This is a genomic window from Pedobacter kyonggii, assembly GCF_004310665.1.
In the GTDB taxonomy this organism is placed as follows: domain Bacteria; phylum Bacteroidota; class Bacteroidia; order Sphingobacteriales; family Sphingobacteriaceae; genus Pedobacter; species Pedobacter kyonggii.
The window spans coordinates 13597-33333 of the sequence record NZ_SIXF01000046.1 but is presented as its reverse complement, the minus strand read 5'-3'; the positions used below and the strand labels follow the sequence as shown (position 1 = coordinate 33333).

The following is a 19737-nucleotide window of genomic DNA, read 5'->3' as shown; positions in this document are numbered from 1 at the left end:
CAGCAGTTGCTACATAATGGCTGTACCAATGAAAAACGGATTAGCACGAATATATACCTCCTGTTGATGTTTATATGCCTGTTTATGCAAAAAATATTTTTGCCAGTTGTCAGATATGCCAAAGGCTCCGTTAGCTTGATCAAATGTGTAAAGTTCTTTGTATTGAACATGAAAGAGGTAATCGCTACAGGTAGAAAACAGTTCAGAGATATTATAGATAAGTACTGTAAATATGAAAAAAGAAACCACAGAATTAATTTAAGCCAACTATTTTCAGCTTAACTTGACGCTAATGCGAATATTCGGGAGCAGAATGACGGTGGCTCTTATAGCTTAACCTACCATCATGATTTCAGCAATGGCTTTGCGTTTCTTTGCGAAAAACTTAGCGTTCTTTGCGGTTAAATTACAGTTTCAACAATCTTTCTAAATGATGATAGCCAATTCCAAAATATTCCTTGCTTGCTTTAATTCTCTGTAAAATTTCTGCTTTTCGCTCTGCACTGTGTGCTTTGCCCTTTACCCCTATCACAAGCACGTTTTTAGGTGTATGTGCATCCGAAATGAATTCGAAAACTTTGGTTTTATAGCCAAAATATTCTAATATCAGTGCACGTATCCCATCGGTAACCATTTCGGCCTGGCGTTCTAAAAAGATGCCATACTTAGTTAAAAACGACACGTCATTTTTTACTTTATTTTGTTCAATTTCCCTGCGAATCTGTTTATGGCAACAAGGTGCAACAACAATCAGTTCGGCATTGGCTTTAATCCCTTTAAAAATGGCATCATCGGTAGCGGTATCACAGGCATGTAACGCAATTAAGAGATTCACATCCTCAGCATTATAATCTTCAATCGTTCCCTGAACAAAATTCAATCTATCGAAAGTAGATTTAACAGCAATTTGGTTACACAAATCAACCATATCCTGACGATACTCTACGCCTACAACTTCAGTTTCCAATTTTAAAACGGAGTGCAGGTAATCGTACAATGCAAAAGTTAAATAACCTTTACCTGAGCCCATATCAGCCACCTTTTTAATGGTTTCTTCTGGCAACTCTTTAATTAAAGAACTTAAAATTTCTATATAATGGTTAATCTGGCGGAATTTATCCTGCGCATTTTTGAATACTTTCCCTTCTGCATCGGTGATTTTCAACTCCGTTAAATAAGACTTCGCCTCAGGTTTAATCAACCTGGCTTTTTCTTTATCGTGGTTAGCTGACGGCACTGCTACGCTCGATGCTTTGCTTTCCCTAAAAACAACTTTGCCATTGTTCAGTTCCTCCAAAATCAGATCTTTTTCGGTGGTAAATAATGTACCGATTTTAAAACCTTTTTCCAGATAATCAGTAATCAAACTAATTGCTTCATCAACTGCATAGTTTTTTACCACATCTCGGGTTTTATAACGATAGGTAAAAGCCAGTTTATCTTCACGTTTAATCACAACCTTGCGGATAAGAATCTGCTTTAATGCTTCTTCCTCCCCTTTGTAGTTCCCTAAAGATAGTTTTACAAAAGTTGCTGCATTTAGGCTTTCTTTTAAAGCTATGGTAAATTGTTCTATATATTCTGACACTGGCATCGATAATTTTAACAACAAAGATAATCAAGTTTATCAGGAGCAGAACATATTCATAATAATGTAACAATAGAGCGACCATTTTAAGATTTATTTGATTAAAACGGCTAATCCATCACTGACGTAATACGATTTAGAAATACATATGAGCAATATTATCTATATTGATTCCAAAATAGCCGAACACTTTTATTTCAAAAAATTAAGCTTTAGATTAGAAGTATATAAAAATAGCTAACCATAATTCATGAGTGACTTTCAGATAAAAAAATCGCCAACCGTTTATGATGCCATTGTTGTTGGCTCAGGTGCGGGTGGTGGAATGGCTGCATATGTTCTGGCACATGCAGGTCAAAAGGTTTTAATGCTAGAAGCTGGTCAAAATTTCGATCCGCGATTAGATTCACATCAGTTAAAATGGCCTTGGGAATCTCCTCGTCGTGGTGCCAGTACAACGCGTCCATTTGGAGATTTTGATGCTTCTTATGGAGGATGGGAATTAGAAGGCGAGCCTTATACCCAGAAAAACAAAAGCGAATTCGAATGGTTCCGTTCGCGGATGCTCGGTGGCCGTACCAATCACTGGGGACGAATTTCTTTGCGGATGGGTCCGGACGATTTTAAACCTAAAGATGGTTTAACCGATGCCTGGCCTATTACCTACGCAGACGTAAAACCCTTCTACGATAAAGTTGACCGTATGATCGGTATTTATGGGACAGCAGAAGGTTTAGAAAATGAACCTGATGGGATCTTTATGAAACCACCAAAACCAAGATTAAACGAACTTTTCATCAAAAAAGGTGCAGAAAAAGCGGGAGTAAAAGTAATTACTGGTCGCGGGTCTGTCCTAACAGAAGCCTTACCGAATAACAGCGATCGTGCACCTTGTTTCTATTGCGGTCAGTGCGGAAGAAGCTGCAAGGTTTATGGCGATTTTTCATCATCATCATGTTTGGTTAACCCGGCAGTAAAAACAGGAAACCTGACTGTAATTACCGATGCCATGGTACGCGAAGTAATTACGGATAAGGATGGTGCTGCAAAAGGGGTTTCTTATGTAAACCGTAAAGACCTACAAGAATACCAGGTAAACGGCAAACTGGTTATTTTAGGTGCCAGTGCCTGCGAATCGGCCCGTATATTATTGAATTCAAAATCAACTTCTCACCCAAATGGCCTGGCCAATAGCAGTGGCGTGGTTGGAAAATACCTGCACGATTCTACGGGAGCAAGTGTTTCGGGCTTTCTTCCACAGTTAATGGACAGAAAACGTTACAATGAAGATGGTTTGGGCAGTGTGCATATCTATTCGCCGTGGTGGTTAGATAACCGTAAACTAAACTTCCCACGTGGTTACCATATCGAATATTGGGGTGGCATGGGTATGCCTGCATATGGCTTTGGCGGCGGTGTAGCCCAAATGAATGGAATGGTACCTGGCAGAGATGGAAAAATGAAAGAAGCGGGAGGTTATGGAAAATCGTTAAAGGATGATTATCGCCGTTTCTATGGAACTGGTGTCGGAATGGCTGGTCGTGGAACAGCAATTGCCAGAGAAGACAACTACTGTGAAATTGATCCGAACATAGTGGATAAATATGGTATTCCGGTTTTAAGGTTTAACTATAAATGGGACAAAGATGAAATCCTACAGGCAAAACACATGCAAGAAACTTTCCTTTCGATAATGAAAGAAATGGGTGCGGTGGTTACTTCCGAAATTCATGGCGCTGATACCAATTATGGTTTGCTTAACCCCGGAAAAATTATTCACGAAGTTGGAACCATCCGCATGGGAGACGATCCTAAAAAATCGGCATTGAATAAATACTGCCAGGCACACGACTGTAAAAACCTGTTTGTGGTTGATGCGGGGCCGTTTGTTCAACAAGGTGATAAAAATGCCACCTGGACTATCCTGGCACTATCCATGCGTACCGCCGAATATATTTTAGCTCAAAAGAAAAAACAAAATATTTAAGAATTACCATATGAACAGACGTGATTCACTAAAAGCATTAGGTTTAACAGCCATCAGCACAACTGTGCTGCTCGATGCCTGTAAACAACCTGAAACAAAAACCGAAGTAGCTGCACCAGAAGAAACTGCAAAAGAAGCTGGAAGAGAACAATGGGAAATAGACCGTGATAAGAAATTAAAAGCTGAAACCTTTTTCACTAAACATGAAATGGCTACCATTACAGTTCTTGCCGACATTATTATTCCTAAGGATGATGTATCGGGCAGTGCATCTGATGCTAAAGTGCCGGAGTTTATCGAATTTATTGTAAAAGATATTCCGGAACATAAGGTACCGATGCGTGGTGGCCTGAAATGGCTGGACATATATAGCTTTAATAAATTTCAAAAATCATTTGTTGAGGCATCCGAGGATCAACAAATTTCAATTGTAGATGAAATTGCATACCCTAAAAAAGCCAGACCGGAAATGCAGGCGGGTGTAACTTTTTTCAATAGAATGAGAAACTTAACTGCATCAGGTTTTTATACTACAGAAATTGGTGTAAAAGATATTGGTTATGTAGGTAATGCGCCAAACCAGTGGGCCGGTGTTCCAGCAGATGTGCTGAAACAGTACGGAATGGAGAATGTAAAAGTATAACAAAAAAATCGTCATTGTAAGGCACGAAGCAATCCTACAACTATCGCTACAATTTAGCGCATTAAGATCGCTTCGTGCCTCGCAATGACGAAAACTTATATGAACTATTCTACAATCAAAATCAAACCTTTTCCTTTTTCAATAGGAACCGATTTTCCATCAGGATAACTTCCTGCTACTTGGAATTTATCAATTGCAGGAGCTGCTATTTTTACTTTACCGGCATCTAACCCTAACTTAGTCCAGTCGATGGTTAAATTAACCTTTACCTCTCCTTCTGCCCAGCTTGCCAATGCAATCATTGTTTTACCTTTTTGTTTGTAAACAGTTGCCAATATTTTAGGGTTATCGCTTTTAACTGGGCAGTTTTCACTCCAGTAACCGATCATCTCAGATCCTTTTATGCCGAAATTGTCCCAAACTTTCCATAACGGTTTTGGGTCACTCTTGTCAGACCATCCCAAGCGACTTGTCATGCCATAAATCATACCACGCCAAGGGTTTCCATCATCCTGTAACATCTCTCCCATTAACCCAAAAGGAATTCCGCTTACTTCTGTTAAAAAAAAATCGGGATTGTTTTTTTGGTAATCAAAATATTCGCCAAACCACAAACGGTTTAAATAAGGAAAATGCTCCAGGTATAAAATGGCACTATTGTTAAAGCCGTCACTTTTGTTGTACTGATTGGCAGAGTGGAGGTCGATAATGCCTGGATGGTTATCCTGTGTCAATACGCGTTTTATACGTTTCATGGTTACGCGATCAAAGGCCACATCATCCAAGTATACCCCGTCAATTCCAACGTTGTTTACCAACCAGTTCATTCCTTCTACGTAATAGTTGTGCCAACGGTTCATTCCGCTATTAATTACAGCTGCATCTTTAATTTCGGGCACAAACCAGGCGGCAATATAATTAGAATCTAAATGTTCCTGTAACCAGCTAAAGCCTCCACCTTTACCTGGTGAATATACCTCGGTGCCTAAACTTCTTAAAGCTGGCCACTCGTAAGCATGGTTGGAAAGCTCACGAACAGTATTGTAAATCTTAACTTTTAAACCTTTAGAGTGTGCGTTACCAATATAATCTTTCATCTTTTTCCATTCGATAAATGGATAGTTGATCCAAGGATTGATCGGTGTGGCATGGTGAATGTTCACTACCGTTGCACCTTTAGCTTTGATCGTATCTAAATCACCATATTTATGATAGAAACGGTTATCCCATTGAAAATCGGTGTTAAGTAAATGGAAAGGCGTGATCAGTAAATTGAAATTATAATATAACACATCACCTTTTTTCATGCTTCTTGCGCCGGTGAAGTTGTCGGCAAGCATCGAACTGCCTTTAACATTAATCTGGATACCACCTTTATCGCCATTACCCCACGATTTAGGCAATAATAAAGGCTTCTGAAGATAGAAATTAGTATTAAGTGGGCGAACATAGTTTTCGTCTCTTAAGTTGTAATACAGGCCTGCATTTACATTCCCGATCCAAACAGCATCCTGGTTTTTATTCGCTACATCCCATTTCCATTTTACGGTATCTGATCTAACGCCACCTTTTTCACCTAAGCCCATCAAATATTTCGTAGAATTCTTATCAAATGGGATATGAAAATCAACGTTACTAAATTCGACATCTTTTAAAGCAATTACTTTAACTACATAATGTACATAGCCATCAAACTCCAAAGCACCTTCTAAATCCATTTTCAGGTTTTCAGAAGTATTCGTGGCAGTCCATTTTACTGTTCCAGCTTCTTTACTCGTAATCTGGAAATTACTAGGAACAAATTTCTCCTGCGTTTTTGGCGTATTAAAAAAGTGAAAGTGAATAGGCTCGGCCAAAATGTTATTGGGTTTTTCGCTGTAAGCTGTCATCTCAGCATTAAAGAATGTTTGAATTTGCTTAGGAAAACCATCGACATTAATTTCGAACTTTCTACCTAAAAGCGAGATTACATTCCCATCAACAGTTAGCGGTGTGTAAGGAGCTACAACTGTATTTGCTTGTGCCAAAGTAGAATTTAGCCAGGTTAAGCGAGTCTGTTTATCCGGAGTTCCTACACCTGCATCTGCTAAAACTTTGTTACCTACTGTAATTTTAGCATCGATTACTTTCGATTTCCCATTGGCTTTAACCGTAAATTTTCCAGCATAAATACCTGCAGCTGTATTTTTAGGGATGTTAATTGTAATCCACATTGGCTGAATTTTACCTGAGGCTACATTTACGGTTTCAACCAAAGGTTTATTATCATAACTTGTTCCATTGGTATTTAAGCAGTTGATATATTTCACAGAAATTACCTTTCCAGCTGCATTTTTTAAATCACCGAAGCTAACCACTACGTTCTTCAGATCTTTCAAGGCAAATATGCCCAGTTGAAAAGCGTAGTTTTCGCCTTTACTGGCCGAGCCTGTAAAAATATTTGCAGCGCCTTTTTGTACCCAACGATAAGGTAAATCGTTCTGCATTTTGATTGGAAACATTCTGTCCTCTGGAAAAACCACAAAAGCTTCTGAAGCATATTTGGCCTTTATTGCAGCCGTTTCTTTGCCCGTTGCAATTACTTCCATTGGATAAAAAGAGTTGAAAGCATCGATAGACTGGATCTCTACAACAGATGTATTCACTTTAACCTGTTTTGCCGCTGTTAACCATGCCTGTTCAGCCTGTTTAGGCTTTAAGTAAACTCCTTTAGGATAATTACTTCTTCCCTCATTCTTATAAGCGAGGTAGTAAATATAATATTTTCCAGCTCCAGGTGCTTCGAAATAAATATCAGCACTTTCTCTTGTCAGTTTATCTGTGCCAACAACCGAAACAGTTTTACCACTGGCATCTTGTACGACGATTCCTTTTAATTCTGGATGTTCATCTCTCCGGCGCCAATCGATTTTTGTATGTGCGATTTTGCCTGTACCAGTAAATTGAACAACAACTCTATGGTTACCCAACGAATCAGGGTTCCAGGCATTGTTACCATTGGTGTATTTTAGTATTTGCGCATTAAGAGATAACTGTGCAACAAGACAGAATAATAGAAAAAGCCTAAATTTCATTTCAAATTTGTTTTTGGCTAATTTATAGATACCTAGCTAAAATAAAGTTATGTAATGAAAAAATGAGACAAACGTTTGATTGCTTTCGTTTGGTTCATTGGTCAATAGTTCATTAGTGGTGTCAGATGTTACCATCTGACACAAAAACTTAATTCCATCCTATTAATAATACGGCAACTGTCAGATCATAGCATCTGACAGCACAAAAAATTTCAATAAACTCCTGATGGGAACACCAGATTGCACAAAAATTGAGAAAGAAAAGCCAAAAAAAAGTCCTGCTCTTTCGAACAGGACTTTTTGATCTTAAGGTGAATAAAATTATTCTCCTTTTGGTTCTTCAGTAGCAGGAGCTTCTTCAGCAGGAGCAACTTCTTCGGCAACTTCGGCTTTCGCTTCAGCAGCTTTAGGTGCAGCAGTAGCTTTACTTCTACCACGACGAGTTGTTTTCTTCTCTTCTTTAACCTCTGCATCTTTACCGTAAACTGTATTGTAGTCTACCAATTCAATTAAAGCCATTTCAGCGTTATCACCTAAACGGTTGTTTAATTTAATGATACGAGTGTAACCACCTGGACGGTTTGCAACTTTCTCAGCAATTTCGCGGAATAAGATTGTTACTACTTCTTTATCTTGTAAATAAGCAAATACTGTACGACGTGAGTGAGTAGTATCATTTTTTGATTTAGTGATAATTGGCTCAACATAAGTACGTAAAGCTTTAGCTTTAGCTAAAGTTGTTGTAATTCTTTTGTGCAAAATAAGTGATGAAGCCATGTTAGCTAACATCGCCTTTCTGTGGCTTGCGGTTCTACCTAAGTGGTTTACTTTTTTACCGTGTCTCATTGTTTTTTAATTGAGTGTATACCGTCTCGTTGCAATTAAGCTGAGGGAATTATACACTGTGAAAAATTATTTATTTTAGTTGAGGCTTTAGAAAGGAAGACTCACGACTCCGAACTAAAGACTCAGGACTAATCTTACTCTTCGTCTAATTTAAATTTAGACAGGTTCATACCAAATGATAAACCTTTTGATTTTACTAATTCTTGGATCTCTGTTAAAGATTTTTTACCGAAGTTTCTGAATTTTAACATATCAGCAACATCGTAAGAAACTAAATCAGCTAAAGTACGGATATCAGCAGCTTTTAAGCAATTTAATGCTCTAACTGAAAGATCCATGTCTACCAATTCAGTTTTAAGGATTTTACGCATGTGTAAAATCTCCTCGTCAACTTCTTTAGTTTCTTCTTTAGCCTGAGATTCTAATACTAAATTCTCATCAGAGAATAACATAAAGTGTTGGATAAGGATCTTAGCCGCTTCTTTTAATGCTTCTTCTGGATGAATTGAACCGTCGGTAGAGATATCTAAAACCAATTTTTCATAATCCGTTTTTTGCTCAACACGAAAGTTTTCGATCGTGTATTTTACATTTTTCATTGGAGTATAAATCGAATCGATTGCGATTACACCAACAACAGCATCAGCAACTTTATTTTCTTCAGCAGGTACATAACCACGTCCTTTATTGATGGTTAATTCCACTTCCAAAGTAACAGATTTATCCATGTTGCAAATTACATGCTCAGGGTTTAAAACTGTAAAGTTGTTAGAGAATTTAGTGATATCACCAGCTTTAAACTGATCTTGACCATTAACGATGATGAAAACTTTTTCAGAATCACCTGAATCACCTGTTTTCTTAAAACGAACTTGTTTTAAGTTTAAGATAATATCAGTTAAATCTTCTACAACACCTTTCATGGTAGAAAATTCGTGAGAAACACCTGAAAAACGAATAGTAGTAATAGCATAACCTTCTAATGAAGAAAGTAAAATTCTTCTTAAGGCATTACCAATTGTTACACCGAAACCGGGCTCTAAAGGACGAAATTCAAATGTGCCATCGAAATCGGTTGATTTCTGCATGATCACTTTGTCTGGTTTCTGAAATGCTAAAATTGCCATTTATATTTTTTTAAATTCGTTATTGAATATATAGTAACATGAAAAAAGTTAATTACCCTTTTGAGGTAATTAACTAGTTCATTTATTACTTTGAGTACAACTCGATGATTAAGTTTTCCTTGATGTTTTCAGGAATCTCATCACGTTGAGGGTAGGTTAAGAATTTACCAGTTAATTCACTAGCGTTCCACTCTAACCAAGCAAACTTATTAATAGTTCTACCTGCAACTGAGTTACTAATTGATTCTAAAGATTTAGATTTTTCACGAACAGCAACCACATCACCAGCTTTTAACTGATATGAAGGGATATTTACAACTTCACCATTCACGGTAACGTGTTTATGGCTAACTAACTGGCGTGCACCAGAACGGGTTGTTGAAATACCTAAACGGTAAACTGTGTTATCTAAACGTGCTTCTAATAACTGAAGTAAGTTATCACCGGTAATACCAGCACGAGAAGATGCTTTTTTAAACAAGTTACTGAACTGTTTTTCTAATACACCATAAGTATATTTTACTTTTTGTTTCTCCATTAATTGGATAGCATATTCAGATTGTTTTCCTCTTCTTTTTGATGAGCCATGTTGCCCAGGAGGATAATTTTTTCTGTCTAACACCTTATCAGGACCGAAGATTGGTTCTCTGAATTTACGGGCGATTTTTGATTTTGGGCCTGTATATCTTGCCATTTTTTTTCTGTTTTAAAGTACCGTCAGGCCTGTAACCTGAGATTCTTAGCTTTAAAATTAATTAAACTCTTCTCTTTTTAGGAGGACGACATCCGTTGTGAGGAAGTGGAGTAATATCTTTAATAGATGTTACTTCGATACCCGCTACTTGCAAAGTTCTGATTGCAGATTCACGACCTGAACCCGGACCTTTTACAAATACTTCAACTTTACGTAAACCTAAATCAAACGCAACTTTACCACAATCTGAAGCTGCTTGACCAGCTGCATATGGTGTGTTCTTTTTAGAACCTTTAAAGCCCATTTTACCAGCAGATGACCATGAAATAGTCTGTCCGTTGTTGTTTGTTAAGGTAACGATAATGTTATTGAAGGTAGCATTGATATGCGCCTGACCAACAGACTCAATTACAACGATACGTTTTTTTGTTACTTTTTTACTCTTAGCCATTTTATCTTTTAGATTTTAGATATGAGACTTGAGATATGAGACTTTCTCTACCCCGACACTCAGTATCCTACTTTTTATCTTTTATTCCAGATTTGAGCAGATTTTAAAGACATGGTGCTCACATCTAAAATCTCACCTCTCCTATCTATCTATTACTTAGTAGCTTTTTTCTTGTTAGCAACTGTTTTTCTCTTACCCTTACGAGTACGTGAGTTGTTTTTAGTACGTTGACCACGAGAAGGTAAACCTTTTCTGTGACGTAAACCACGGTAACAACCAATATCCATTAAACGTTTGATGTTTAACTGAACCTCTGAACGTAAAGCACCTTCTACTTTAATCTCATCGTTAATCATTGTACGGATAGCTGATAACTCATCATCAGACCAGTCTTGTACTTTTTTGTTTAAATCGATACCTGCCGTAGTTAAAATACGTTGAGCAGTTGTTCTACCAATTCCGTAGATATAGGTTAAACCGATTTCTCCTCTTTTGTTTCTTGGTAAATCAATACCTGAAATCCTTGCCATATTTGTTTATGTTTTAAGTAATTCCGAACGGCGGGCCACCGTTGTGCGGTTTATTACAATATTCTTAATTACCCTTGACGTTGCTTGTATTTAGGATTTTTCTTGTTGATTACGTAAAGTTTACCTTTACGGCGAATAATCTTACAATCAGCGCTACGTTTTTTAATTGATGATCTAACTTTCATTTTATTTGTATCTATAAGTAATGCGTCCCTTTGTTAAATCATAAGGAGACATTTCCAATTTAACCTTATCTCCAGGAAGAATTTTGATGTAGTGCATCCTCATCTTTCCTGAAATATGCGCAATAATCTCATGCCCATTCTCGAGTTCTACCCGGAACATCGCATTGGATAATGCTTCTCTTATTACTCCGTCTTGTTCAATTGAGGCTTGTTTAGCCATATTTTATTGATTGTTACTTAATTAGCTGCTTCTAAACAGGGTTGCAAAATTAAATAAAAAATTTTAATTATTTATTTTTTTTGTTGTAAAACTTCTTCTATTATAGAAAACGTTGATAAAACATCTGCTTTGCCCTTTTTTACGGCTACTGTGTGTTCAAAATGTGCCGATGGTTTATTGTCTTTACTGGTTACCGTCCATCCATCGTTATGGAATTTAACACCGGCTACGCCTGCATTGATCATGGGTTCTATCGCAATCACCATTCCTTCTTCAAGTTTTGGTCCTGCACCACGTTTCCCATAATTCGGAACTTCTGGTTTCTCATGAAGTTTTACACCAACACCATGTCCCACAAGCTCTCTTACTACGCCAAATCCATTAGCTTCTGCATACTGTTGAACAGCGAAACCGATATCACCGATACGCATACCAACAACAGCTTTTTCTATACCCAATTCCAGGCAACGTTTAGTAACCTCAATCAATTTTTGTTTTTCGGCATCAATTTCCCCGATAGAGAAAGTGTAGGCCGAATCGCCAAAATAATTGTTTTTAATCACTCCACAATCAACCGAAATTAAGTCGCCCTCATGGATTACGTATTCGCTTGGAAAACCATGAACAACCTGCTCATTTGGCGAAATACATAAAGAATTAGGGAAACCATTATAATTTAAAAATGCCGGAATCGCTCCGTGGTCACTTATAAACTCGTAGGCTAGTTTATCTAATTGGATAGTAGTCATGCCTGCTTTTATCACCTTGGCCACTTCGGCTAAAGTTTTAGAAACAAGCATGGAACTTTCTCTTATTAACTCGATCTCCTCAAGAGATTTGTAATAAATTTTAGACATCCGTTACACTACAACGCTGCGTTGCTACTTGCAGCAGGAACACCTGTTCTGCCAGTAACTCTACCCGTTTTCATCAAACCATCATAATGGCGCATCAATAAGTAACTTTCGATCTGTTGCAAAGTATCCAATACAACACCAACTAAAATTAATAAAGAAGTACCACCGAAGAAGTGCGCAAACTCTTGTTTAATGCCGAACTTAACCGCTAACGAAGGTAAAATAGCAATGATCGCTAAAAATACTGCACCTGGGAAAGTGATTTTAGAAATTACATCATCAATAAAAGTTGATGTTGCAAAACCTGGTTTAACACCTGGGATAAAACCACCGTTTTTCTTCATATCATCACTCATTTGAGTTGGATTAACTGTAATTGCAGTATAGAAGAAAGTAAATGCGATAATTAAAAATGCGAACGTTAAGCTATAGGCCAACGAAGTTGTGTTGCTGAACTGGATTAACCAAGAACCTTGTAACGATGGAACAAACTGCATTAAAGCACCTGGAATAAACATTAACGCCTGAGCAAAAATGATCGGCATAACACCAGCTGCATTTACCTTTAAAGGAATGTACTGACGAACACCACCAAACTGGCGGTTACCAACAATTTTCTTTGCGTATTGTACAGGTACTTTACGTACACCTTGAACAATTAAAATGGTAAACATTACCACTGCAAATAATGCAACAATCTCTAAAACCAATGCAACCGGGCCCCCACCTTCACTAGATGAACCAACACGTGCACTAAATTCTTGAGAAATTGCAACTGGTAAACGGGCAATAATACCAACCATAATGATTAGTGATGTACCGTTACCAATACCTTTATCAGTAATTTTTTCGCCCAACCACATTACAAATAATGTACCTGCTGTTAATACAAACGTAGATAACACTAAAAATAAAGTATTCGGCAATAAAATAGCTTCTGGAGGAACTTGCGTTTTAACGTAACCAACAGATTGAACGATTGTGATCGCTACCGTAAGGTAACGGGTAATCTGGTTCATTTTCTTTCTACCACTTTCGCCCTCTTTCTGCATTTTTTGGAAAGAAGGAACAGCAATACCCAATAGTTGCACCACAATCGATGCAGAGATATAAGGCATTACCCCCAACGCTAAAATAGACACACGAGAGAAAGAACCTCCGGCAAACATATCTAGTAAGCCTAAGATTCCTGATTTTTCGTTATCGCCTAAAGCAGTTGGATCTACACCTGGCAAAACCACGTGAGATACGAAACGGTATACCAAAAGAATTAAGAGCGTAAACAATATACGCTCTTTTAATTCCTGAATTTTCCAGATATTACTTAAAGTAGTAAATAGCTTCTTCATTTAATAATTACAATTTTACAATAGAACCACCTGCAGCTTCAATAGCTTTTTGTGCGGTTGCAGAGAACGCATGTGCTGTAATTTCTAGCTTTGCTTTAACCTCACCACGACCTAAAATTTTAACTAAGTCGTTTTTAGAAGCTAAACCATGTGCTTGTAAAGCAGCGAAATCGATAGTTGTTAAGCTGTGTTTTTCAGCTAAAGCTTGTAAAACATCTAAGTTTACACCAACATATTCTGTACGGTTGATTGGTTTGAAACCAACTTTAGGCACACGACGTTGTAAAGGCATTTGACCACCTTCGAAACCGATTTTGGTTTTGTGACCTGAACGAGAACCCGCACCTTTGTGACCACGAGTTGAAGTACCGCCACGACCAGAACCTGTACCACGACCAATTCTTTTGCTGTTTTTTGTAGAACCTACTGCAGGTTTTAAATTACTTAAATTCATTTTTTTGAATTTGTGTTGCCCTTCGCTTTCACTAAACAGGTACAACGATTAAACATATATAAAGGTAATACAGGTTTTTGCCCATACTACCTTTAAAACTTTTACTAGATTGCTTCGATTGCTACCAAATGGTTCACTTTGCGAACCATACCGATAATTTGTGGAGTAGCTTCAACCTCAACACTTTGGTTCATTTTAGATAAACCCAAAGCCTGAACGGTTCTTTTTTGGCGCTCGCTTCTGTCGATAACGCTTTTTACTTGTGTTATTTTGATCTTAGCCATAATATTATCCGTTAAATACTTTGTTTAAATCTATACCACGGGTTTGGGCTACCGTATAAGCATCACGCATTTTAGTTAACGCATCAACAGTTGCTTTTACCACGTTGTGTGGGTTAGATGATCCTTTAGATTTTGCTAATACGTTATGCACGCCAGCACTCTCTAATACAGCACGCATCGCACCACCAGCAATTACTCCGGTACCTACTGCAGCTGGTTTGATTAAAACAAAACCACCTGAGAATTTACCGATTTGCTCGTGAGGAACAGTACCGTTTAAAATTGGAACTTTCACTAAGTTCTTTTTAGCATCATCCACACCTTTAGCGATTGCTTCAGTTACCTCTTTCGCTTTACCTAAACCGAAACCAACAACACCGTTTTCATCACCTACAACAACAATTGCTGAGAAGCTGAAAGTACGGCCACCTTTGGTTACTTTGGCAACGCGTTGTATACTAACCAAACGATCCTTTAATTCAATATCGGTGGTTTTTACTCTTTTTATATTAATAGTTGACATCTTACTTTTTCTTCAGATTAAAATACTAAACCAGCTTCGCGGGCACCCTCTGCCAACGATTTTACACGACCGTGGTATAAATAGCCATTTCTATCGAAAACAACTTCTTTAACACCTGCAGCGATTGCTTTTTCGGCAACTAGTTTGCCTACTGCAACCGACTGATCGCTTTTGTTTCCAGTACCAGTAAAATCTTTCGATAATGATGATGCTGATGCTATTGTTTTACCGGTTACATCGTTAATTACCTGCGCATAAATCCCTTTATTGCTTCTATATACAGATAACCTTGGACGTTCTTCCGAACCGGTAAGTCTTTTTCTGATCCCTTTTTTAATACGATCTCTTCTTGATAATTTTTTACCTGCCATGATTACTATTTTTTAGATGCTGATTTACCTGCTTTTCTTCTTAACACTTCACCTACAAACTTGATACCTTTACCTTTATATGGCTCTGGTGCACGTAACGAACGGATCTTCGCTGCTACCTGACCGATCAATTGTTTGTCAATACTTTCTAAAACAATTTTAGGAGTCTGACCTTTTTCTGAAGATGTGGTTACTTTAATCTCTTCTGGTAATTGGAATACATAGTGGTGAGAATAACCTAAAACCAGATCTAGTGTGTTACCTTGGTTTGTAGCACGGTAACCAACACCTACTAATTCTTGAGTTAATTTATAACCTTCTGTAACACCAATAACCATGTTATTAAGCAATGAGCGATATAAACCGTGTAATGCTTTGTGTTTCTTTTGTTCTGAAGGACGTTGAACTGTTAAAATTCCGTCTTCTTGACTTACAGTGATATCTGTATCAACTGCTTGTGTTAATTCACCTTTAGGTCCTTTTACAGTTACTACGTTATCTTTTGATACGGTAATTGTAACACCTGCAGGGATTGTAATTGGGGCTTTTCCTATTCTTGACATTGTGCTGTTCTCCTAATATTAATAAACGTGACACAATACCTCACCACCAATGTTTAATTTGGCTGCTTCTTTATCGGTCATTACACCTTTAGAAGTAGATAAGATTGCGATACCTAAACCGTTTAATACTCTTGGCATATTTTCAACACCAGCATAGTTTCTCAAACCTGGTTTACTTACTCGCACTAATGTACGAATAGCAGGAACTTTAGTAATTGGATTGTATTTCAAAGCAATTTTAATGGTGCCTTGAACTGTAGTATCTTCAAACTTGTAGTTCGCGATGTAACCTTTGTCAAAAAGAACTTTAGTAATTTCTTTTTTAAGGTTTGATGCAGGAATTTCTACAACACGGTGGTTGGCCTTAATGGCATTCCTTACTCTTGTTAAATAATCTGCTATTGGATCTGTATTCATTTTTTATTGTTTTTGATAGTGGTTTCCTTCTGCTACCCAGCTGTGGGACCTGCTACCGGTTAAAATTCTTTTTTTAGTATATAGACATAAGTATCGAGTATCAAGAAACCAATCTGGTCTTGATACTCGATACTAAATACTTTATACTAGTTGCATTACCAAGATGCTTTTTTAACACCTGGTATTTTACCGTCTAGTGCCATCTGGCGGAACGTTACCCTTGAAATACCAAAGGTACGCATATATCCACGAGGGCGACCAGTTAATTTACAACGGTTGTGTAAACGTACCGGAGATGAGTTTTTAGGTAATTTATCTAAACCCTCGAAATCTCCTGCAGCTTTTAATACTGCACGTTTTTCAGCGTATCTAGCTACCAATTTTTGGCGCTTAACTTCGCGTGCTTTTACACCTTCTTTTGCCATTATTCTGCTGTTTTTTGATTTTTAAATGGTAATCCGAATTGTTTCAATAACTCAAGCGCCTCAACGTCAGATTTTGCCGAAGTTACGAAAGTTATATCCATACCTAAAATTTTATTGATTTTATCGATATTAATCTCAGGAAAGATGATTTGCTCAGTAACACCTAATGTATAGTTACCTTTTCCATCAAATCCTTTATCATTAATACCTTTGAAATCGCGGATACGAGGCAAAGCTACAGAGATCAAACGATCTAAGAACTCGTACATGTTGTTATCGCGTAATGTAACACGTACACCTACCGGCATACCTTTACGTAATTTAAAGTTAGAGATATCTTTCTTTGAATTAGCCGGAACCGCTTGCTGACCAGTAATGGTAGTCAACTCAACGATAGTGGTATCCATAATTTTTTTATCAGTAACAGAAAAACGACCAACACCCTGATTGATACAGATTTTTTCCAATTTAGGAACCTGCATTACAGTTTTGTACTGAAATTTTTCTTTTAGTGCATTTACAACTTCTTCTTTGTATTTGCTTTTTAATCTAGGTGTAGCCATTATTTAATCTCCTCTCCTGAAATTTTAGCAACTCTAACTAATTTACCATCTGCGTTAAGTTTACGACCTACGCGGGTAGCTTTACCAGATTTTGGATCAACCAACATCAAGTTAGAAATGTGAAGAGCAGCTTCTTTTTTAATAATACCACCGTTTGGATTAGCAGCATTTGGTTTAGTATGTTTAGATACTAAATTAATGCCTTCCACAATGGCTCTGTTTTTATCTATAAGTACTGAAAGTACTTTTCCTTGTTGACCTTTTGAATCGCCAGCAATGACTTTAACTAAATCTCCTGTGCGGATTTTAAGTTTTGATGGTGTATTTACTTTGTTTCCCATTTTATAATACCTCCGGTGCTAATGATACAATTTTCATGAATTGTTTTTCACGTAGTTCTCTCGCAACCGGGCCAAAGATACGTGTACCTCTTGGCTCATCCTGTGCGTTCAATAATACAGCAGCATTATCGTCAAAACGGATATAAGAACCATCTTTACGACGGATTTCTTTTTTAGTTCTTACAACAACTGCTTTAGAAACTGTACCTTTTTTAATGTTACCTGAAGGTAACGCGCTTTTTACGGTAACAACTACTTTATCACCAATTGAAGCATAACGTTTGCCGGTTCCACCTAGCACGCGAATTACTAATACTTCTTTTGCGCCGCTGTTATCAGCAACGTTTAATCTCGATTCCTGTTGTACCATCTTATTTAGCTCTTTCTAAAATTTGTACCAATCTCCAGTTCTTGTTTTTACTCAAAGGACGAGTTTCCATAATCAATACTGTATCACCGATACCGCATTCGTTTTTCTCGTCGTGAGCCATAAATTTGGTAGTTTTCTTTACGAACTTACCATAAATCGGGTGTTTTACTTTACGTTCCACGCTCACTACAACAGATTTATCCATCTTGTTGCTTACCACTAACCCGGTTCTTGTTTTTCTTAATTGTCTTTCCATGTCGACTCTCAAATTATTTAGTTTCAGTAGCTGACTCAGTGTTTTTCACTTTAGTCAACTCAGTGTTTAAACGGGCTATGTCTTTCCTTACTTTTGCAATGCGTGAAGGATTTTCGATAGCTGAAATAGTATGAGCGAACTTCAATTTTGATAAGTTCTCTTTTTCTTCCGCAATCTTAGCTACTAATTCTTCTTTTGAAAGCCCTGTGATTTCTGAATTTTTCATTTTTCTTTTTCTTTTACGTTGAGTGTAGCGGTTATAATAAACAAGTATTTACAACATTCACCTCAACACTTTACTATGCTTCTACGTAATCTCTACGTACTACGAATTTGGTTTGGATCGGTAATTTCTGAGCTGCTAAACGCAATGCTTCTTTAGCAACTTCTAAAGGCACACCTTCAGCTTCGAAAATTACGCGTCCTGGTCTTACAACTGCTACCCAATACTCAGGAGCACCTTTACCTTTACCCATACGTACCTCAGCAGGTTTTTTAGTTACCGGTTTGTCCGGGAAGATCCTGATCCATACTTGGCCTTCACGTTTCATGAAACGAGTTACGGCAATACGGGCAGCCTCTATCTGACGACTTGTGATCCAAGTAGCTTCTAGAGATTTGATACCGAAAGATCCGAATGCTAACTCAGCTCCACGAGAAGCTAAACCCTTCATTCTGCCTTTTTGCATCTTCCTGAACTTCGTTCTTTTTGGCTGTAACATTTTATTTTGTTCTAATCGTTAAACGATGTTAATAAATCAATTATTTACGAGGACCTCTGTTAGCGCCTGCGCCACCACCTCTGTTTGCTCCGGGACCACCTTGACCTGGACCACGACCACCGCCTTGGTTTCCACCACGTCTGTCGTTACCACCGCCACGTCTGTCGTTACCGCCACCACGGTTATCTCTTCCACCGAAAGCTGGTTTATCTGATGCGCCTTTTGGACCGTTGTTTGTTGCACCAATGTTTGGAGACAAATCACGTTTTCCATAAACCTCACCTTTACAGATCCAAACTTTAACACCTATTTTACCATAAGTAGTTAAGGCTTCAGCTAAAGCGTAGTCGATATCAGCACGGAATGTATGCAAAGGTACTCTTCCTTCTTTGTACTGCTCGGTACGTGCCATCTCAGCACCACCTAAACGACCAGAAGTCATGATTTTGATACCTTCAGCACCCATACGCATGGTTGATGCGATAGAAGATTTCATTGCTCTACGGAATGAGATCCTTGCTTCTAATTGTTTTGCAACACCTTCTGCAACTAATTGTGCATCAAGCTCTGGGCGTTTAATTTCGAAGATGTTAATTTGAATTTCCTTTTTAGTTAATTTCTTTAACTCTTCTTTAATTTTATCAACCTCAGCACCTGCTTTACCGATTACAATACCTGGACGAGCTGTGTGGATAGTTACCGTGATACGTTTTAACGTACGCTCGATTACTACTTTTGCAACACCGCCTTTAGCGATACGGGCAGAAAGGTATTTTCTTATTTTCTCATCTTCAACTAATTTATCGGAGTAGTTGTTGCCACCGAACCAGTTAGAATCCCATCCTTTGATGATACCTAACCTGTTACCTATTGGATTTGCTTTTTGTCCCATTTCCT

28 protein-coding genes are annotated in these 19737 nt (G+C 37.8%); 3 read left to right on the top strand and 25 right to left on the bottom strand.

Annotated elements, in window-relative coordinates; all coding sequences use genetic code 11:
- A partial coding sequence (locus EYS08_RS26215) for a hypothetical protein (RefSeq protein WP_208745913.1) occupies positions 1 to 282 on the top strand: 282 nt, incomplete at its 5' end.
- Positions 283 to 406: 124 nt separating this feature from the next.
- Here EYS08_RS26215 and EYS08_RS24530 read toward each other — a convergent pair.
- Positions 407 to 1594, bottom strand: a complete 1188-nt coding sequence (locus EYS08_RS24530; protein WP_131032543.1) for a class I SAM-dependent methyltransferase — start codon at positions 1592 to 1594, stop codon at positions 407 to 409.
- A gap of 244 nt (positions 1595 to 1838) precedes the next feature.
- On the opposite strand from EYS08_RS24530, the gene EYS08_RS24525 reads away from it, so the two are divergent.
- Positions 1839 to 3575 (top strand): GMC family oxidoreductase, encoded by a 1737-nt coding sequence (locus EYS08_RS24525; protein ID WP_131032542.1) that lies wholly within the window; start codon positions 1839 to 1841, stop codon positions 3573 to 3575.
- A gap of 10 nt (positions 3576 to 3585) precedes the next feature.
- Positions 3586 to 4218, top strand: coding sequence for a gluconate 2-dehydrogenase subunit 3 family protein (locus EYS08_RS24520; RefSeq protein ID WP_131032541.1), 633 nt, complete (start codon positions 3586 to 3588; stop codon positions 4216 to 4218).
- Between the two features lie 104 nt (positions 4219 to 4322).
- Here the strand turns inward: EYS08_RS24520 and EYS08_RS24515 are convergent, their stop codons facing one another.
- From EYS08_RS24515 to rpsC, 24 genes are all read right to left on the bottom strand, one after another.
- Positions 4323 to 7292 (bottom strand): glycoside hydrolase domain-containing protein, encoded by a 2970-nt coding sequence (locus tag EYS08_RS24515; RefSeq protein WP_131032540.1) that lies wholly within the window; start codon positions 7290 to 7292, stop codon positions 4323 to 4325.
- Between the two features lie 321 nt (positions 7293 to 7613).
- The gene (gene rplQ, locus EYS08_RS24510; protein ID WP_029278659.1) at positions 7614 to 8138 is read right to left on the bottom strand and encodes a 50S ribosomal protein L17; all 525 of its coding nucleotides are present in this window, start codon (positions 8136 to 8138) and stop codon (positions 7614 to 7616) included.
- 134 nt (positions 8139 to 8272) lie between these two features.
- Entirely contained in the window at positions 8273 to 9265 is a 993-nt protein-coding gene (locus EYS08_RS24505) for a DNA-directed RNA polymerase subunit alpha (RefSeq protein WP_025145205.1), read from the bottom strand.
- Positions 9266 to 9350: 85 nt separating this feature from the next.
- Positions 9351 to 9959 carry a 30S ribosomal protein S4 gene (rpsD, locus tag EYS08_RS24500; RefSeq protein ID WP_029282720.1) on the bottom strand — a complete coding sequence of 203 codons (609 nt, stop codon included), beginning with the start codon at positions 9957 to 9959 and terminating at the stop codon, positions 9351 to 9353.
- A 61-nt stretch (positions 9960 to 10020) separates the two neighbouring features.
- A complete protein-coding gene (rpsK, locus tag EYS08_RS24495) occupies positions 10021 to 10410 on the bottom strand; it encodes a 30S ribosomal protein S11 (protein ID WP_025145207.1) in 390 nt (129 codons plus the stop codon).
- A 152-nt stretch (positions 10411 to 10562) separates the two neighbouring features.
- Complete coding sequence (gene rpsM / locus EYS08_RS24490) at positions 10563 to 10940, bottom strand: 30S ribosomal protein S13 (RefSeq protein WP_010599886.1); 378 nt, start codon at positions 10938 to 10940, stop codon at positions 10563 to 10565.
- A 68-nt stretch (positions 10941 to 11008) separates the two neighbouring features.
- On the bottom strand, positions 11009 to 11125 hold the full coding sequence (gene rpmJ, locus EYS08_RS24485) for a 50S ribosomal protein L36 (protein ID WP_010599887.1): 117 nt from the start codon (positions 11123 to 11125) through the stop codon (positions 11009 to 11011).
- A 1-nt stretch (position 11126) separates the two neighbouring features.
- Positions 11127 to 11345 (bottom strand): translation initiation factor IF-1, encoded by a 219-nt coding sequence (gene infA / locus EYS08_RS24480; protein WP_010599888.1) that lies wholly within the window; start codon positions 11343 to 11345, stop codon positions 11127 to 11129.
- A 71-nt stretch (positions 11346 to 11416) separates the two neighbouring features.
- Positions 11417 to 12202: a type I methionyl aminopeptidase gene (gene map / locus EYS08_RS24475; protein WP_131032539.1), complete on the bottom strand. Its 786-nt coding sequence runs from the start codon at positions 12200 to 12202 to the stop codon at positions 11417 to 11419.
- An 8-nt stretch (positions 12203 to 12210) separates the two neighbouring features.
- Positions 12211 to 13551 carry a preprotein translocase subunit SecY gene (gene secY / locus EYS08_RS24470; protein ID WP_131032538.1) on the bottom strand — a complete coding sequence of 447 codons (1341 nt, stop codon included), beginning with the start codon at positions 13549 to 13551 and terminating at the stop codon, positions 12211 to 12213.
- 7 nt (positions 13552 to 13558) lie between these two features.
- Positions 13559 to 14005 carry a 50S ribosomal protein L15 gene (gene rplO, locus EYS08_RS24465; RefSeq protein ID WP_025145210.1) on the bottom strand — a complete coding sequence of 149 codons (447 nt, stop codon included), beginning with the start codon at positions 14003 to 14005 and terminating at the stop codon, positions 13559 to 13561.
- Positions 14006 to 14109: 104 nt separating this feature from the next.
- Positions 14110 to 14289 (bottom strand): 50S ribosomal protein L30, encoded by a 180-nt coding sequence (gene rpmD / locus EYS08_RS24460; protein ID WP_010599892.1) that lies wholly within the window; start codon positions 14287 to 14289, stop codon positions 14110 to 14112.
- Positions 14290 to 14293: 4 nt separating this feature from the next.
- On the bottom strand, positions 14294 to 14812 hold the full coding sequence (gene rpsE / locus EYS08_RS24455) for a 30S ribosomal protein S5 (protein ID WP_010599893.1): 519 nt from the start codon (positions 14810 to 14812) through the stop codon (positions 14294 to 14296).
- A gap of 17 nt (positions 14813 to 14829) precedes the next feature.
- The gene (gene rplR / locus EYS08_RS24450) at positions 14830 to 15183 is read right to left on the bottom strand and encodes a 50S ribosomal protein L18 (protein ID WP_029278655.1); all 354 of its coding nucleotides are present in this window, start codon (positions 15181 to 15183) and stop codon (positions 14830 to 14832) included.
- A gap of 5 nt (positions 15184 to 15188) precedes the next feature.
- On the bottom strand, positions 15189 to 15746 hold the full coding sequence (gene rplF, locus EYS08_RS24445) for a 50S ribosomal protein L6 (RefSeq protein WP_131032537.1): 558 nt from the start codon (positions 15744 to 15746) through the stop codon (positions 15189 to 15191).
- An 18-nt stretch (positions 15747 to 15764) separates the two neighbouring features.
- Entirely contained in the window at positions 15765 to 16163 is a 399-nt protein-coding gene (gene rpsH / locus EYS08_RS24440; protein WP_010599896.1) for a 30S ribosomal protein S8, read from the bottom strand.
- Between the two features lie 155 nt (positions 16164 to 16318).
- On the bottom strand, positions 16319 to 16588 hold the full coding sequence (gene rpsN, locus EYS08_RS24435) for a 30S ribosomal protein S14 (RefSeq protein WP_025145214.1): 270 nt from the start codon (positions 16586 to 16588) through the stop codon (positions 16319 to 16321).
- On the bottom strand, positions 16588 to 17154 hold the full coding sequence (rplE, locus tag EYS08_RS24430) for a 50S ribosomal protein L5 (RefSeq protein ID WP_086547740.1): 567 nt from the start codon (positions 17152 to 17154) through the stop codon (positions 16588 to 16590). The genes rpsN and rplE overlap by 1 nt, the downstream gene beginning before the upstream one ends.
- The gene (gene rplX / locus EYS08_RS24425; protein WP_029278653.1) at positions 17151 to 17492 is read right to left on the bottom strand and encodes a 50S ribosomal protein L24; all 342 of its coding nucleotides are present in this window, start codon (positions 17490 to 17492) and stop codon (positions 17151 to 17153) included. Before rplX ends, rplE begins: the two co-directional genes overlap by 4 nt.
- Before the next feature lies 1 nt (position 17493).
- Positions 17494 to 17862 carry a 50S ribosomal protein L14 gene (gene rplN, locus EYS08_RS24420; protein ID WP_010599900.1) on the bottom strand — a complete coding sequence of 123 codons (369 nt, stop codon included), beginning with the start codon at positions 17860 to 17862 and terminating at the stop codon, positions 17494 to 17496.
- A 1-nt stretch (position 17863) separates the two neighbouring features.
- A complete protein-coding gene (rpsQ, locus tag EYS08_RS24415) occupies positions 17864 to 18118 on the bottom strand; it encodes a 30S ribosomal protein S17 (protein WP_010599901.1) in 255 nt (84 codons plus the stop codon).
- Positions 18119 to 18131: 13 nt separating this feature from the next.
- Positions 18132 to 18344, bottom strand: coding sequence for a 50S ribosomal protein L29 (gene rpmC, locus EYS08_RS24410; RefSeq protein WP_025145217.1), 213 nt, complete (start codon positions 18342 to 18344; stop codon positions 18132 to 18134).
- 73 nt (positions 18345 to 18417) lie between these two features.
- Entirely contained in the window at positions 18418 to 18840 is a 423-nt protein-coding gene (gene rplP, locus EYS08_RS24405) for a 50S ribosomal protein L16 (RefSeq protein ID WP_010599903.1), read from the bottom strand.
- Positions 18841 to 18880: 40 nt separating this feature from the next.
- Positions 18881 to 19732: a 30S ribosomal protein S3 gene (gene rpsC / locus EYS08_RS24400; protein WP_131032536.1), complete on the bottom strand. Its 852-nt coding sequence runs from the start codon at positions 19730 to 19732 to the stop codon at positions 18881 to 18883.
- Between the last annotated feature and the right edge of the window lie 5 nt (positions 19733 to 19737).

Excerpts from the sequence above, each read along its gene's own strand:
- EYS08_RS24530 (WP_131032543.1), bottom strand. The coding sequence starts at position 1,594 with ATGCCAGTGTCAGAATATATAGAACAATTTACCATAGCTTTAAAAGAA.
- EYS08_RS24525 (WP_131032542.1), top strand. The coding sequence starts at position 1,839 with ATGAGTGACTTTCAGATAAAAAAATCGCCAACCGTTTATGATGCCATT.
- EYS08_RS24520 (WP_131032541.1), top strand. The coding sequence starts at position 3,586 with ATGAACAGACGTGATTCACTAAAAGCATTAGGTTTAACAGCCATCAGC.
- EYS08_RS24515 (WP_131032540.1), bottom strand. The coding sequence starts at position 7,292 with ATGAAATTTAGGCTTTTTCTATTATTCTGTCTTGTTGCACAGTTATCT.
- rplQ (WP_029278659.1), bottom strand. The coding sequence starts at position 8,138 with ATGAGACACGGTAAAAAAGTAAACCACTTAGGTAGAACCGCAAGCCAC.
- EYS08_RS24505 (WP_025145205.1), bottom strand. The coding sequence starts at position 9,265 with ATGGCAATTTTAGCATTTCAGAAACCAGACAAAGTGATCATGCAGAAA.
- rpsD (WP_029282720.1), bottom strand. The coding sequence starts at position 9,959 with ATGGCAAGATATACAGGCCCAAAATCAAAAATCGCCCGTAAATTCAGA.
- rpsK (WP_025145207.1), bottom strand. The coding sequence starts at position 10,410 with ATGGCTAAGAGTAAAAAAGTAACAAAAAAACGTATCGTTGTAATTGAG.
- rpsM (WP_010599886.1), bottom strand. The coding sequence starts at position 10,940 with ATGGCAAGGATTTCAGGTATTGATTTACCAAGAAACAAAAGAGGAGAA.
- rpmJ (WP_010599887.1), bottom strand. The coding sequence starts at position 11,125 with ATGAAAGTTAGATCATCAATTAAAAAACGTAGCGCTGATTGTAAGATT.
- infA (WP_010599888.1), bottom strand. The coding sequence starts at position 11,345 with ATGGCTAAACAAGCCTCAATTGAACAAGACGGAGTAATAAGAGAAGCA.
- map (WP_131032539.1), bottom strand. The coding sequence starts at position 12,202 with ATGTCTAAAATTTATTACAAATCTCTTGAGGAGATCGAGTTAATAAGA.
- secY (WP_131032538.1), bottom strand. The coding sequence starts at position 13,551 with ATGAAGAAGCTATTTACTACTTTAAGTAATATCTGGAAAATTCAGGAA.
- rplO (WP_025145210.1), bottom strand. The coding sequence starts at position 14,005 with ATGAATTTAAGTAATTTAAAACCTGCAGTAGGTTCTACAAAAAACAGC.
- rpmD (WP_010599892.1), bottom strand. The coding sequence starts at position 14,289 with ATGGCTAAGATCAAAATAACACAAGTAAAAAGCGTTATCGACAGAAGC.
- rpsE (WP_010599893.1), bottom strand. The coding sequence starts at position 14,812 with ATGTCAACTATTAATATAAAAAGAGTAAAAACCACCGATATTGAATTA.
- rplR (WP_029278655.1), bottom strand. The coding sequence starts at position 15,183 with ATGGCAGGTAAAAAATTATCAAGAAGAGATCGTATTAAAAAAGGGATC.
- rplF (WP_131032537.1), bottom strand. The coding sequence starts at position 15,746 with ATGTCAAGAATAGGAAAAGCCCCAATTACAATCCCTGCAGGTGTTACA.
- rpsH (WP_010599896.1), bottom strand. The coding sequence starts at position 16,163 with ATGAATACAGATCCAATAGCAGATTATTTAACAAGAGTAAGGAATGCC.
- rpsN (WP_025145214.1), bottom strand. The coding sequence starts at position 16,588 with ATGGCAAAAGAAGGTGTAAAAGCACGCGAAGTTAAGCGCCAAAAATTG.
- rplX (WP_029278653.1), bottom strand. The coding sequence starts at position 17,492 with ATGGGAAACAAAGTAAATACACCATCAAAACTTAAAATCCGCACAGGA.
- rplN (WP_010599900.1), bottom strand. The coding sequence starts at position 17,862 with ATGGTACAACAGGAATCGAGATTAAACGTTGCTGATAACAGCGGCGCA.
- rpsQ (WP_010599901.1), bottom strand. The coding sequence starts at position 18,118 with ATGGAAAGACAATTAAGAAAAACAAGAACCGGGTTAGTGGTAAGCAAC.
- rpmC (WP_025145217.1), bottom strand. The coding sequence starts at position 18,344 with ATGAAAAATTCAGAAATCACAGGGCTTTCAAAAGAAGAATTAGTAGCT.
- rplP (WP_010599903.1), bottom strand. The coding sequence starts at position 18,840 with ATGTTACAGCCAAAAAGAACGAAGTTCAGGAAGATGCAAAAAGGCAGA.
- rpsC (WP_131032536.1), bottom strand. The coding sequence starts at position 19,732 with ATGGGACAAAAAGCAAATCCAATAGGTAACAGGTTAGGTATCATCAAA.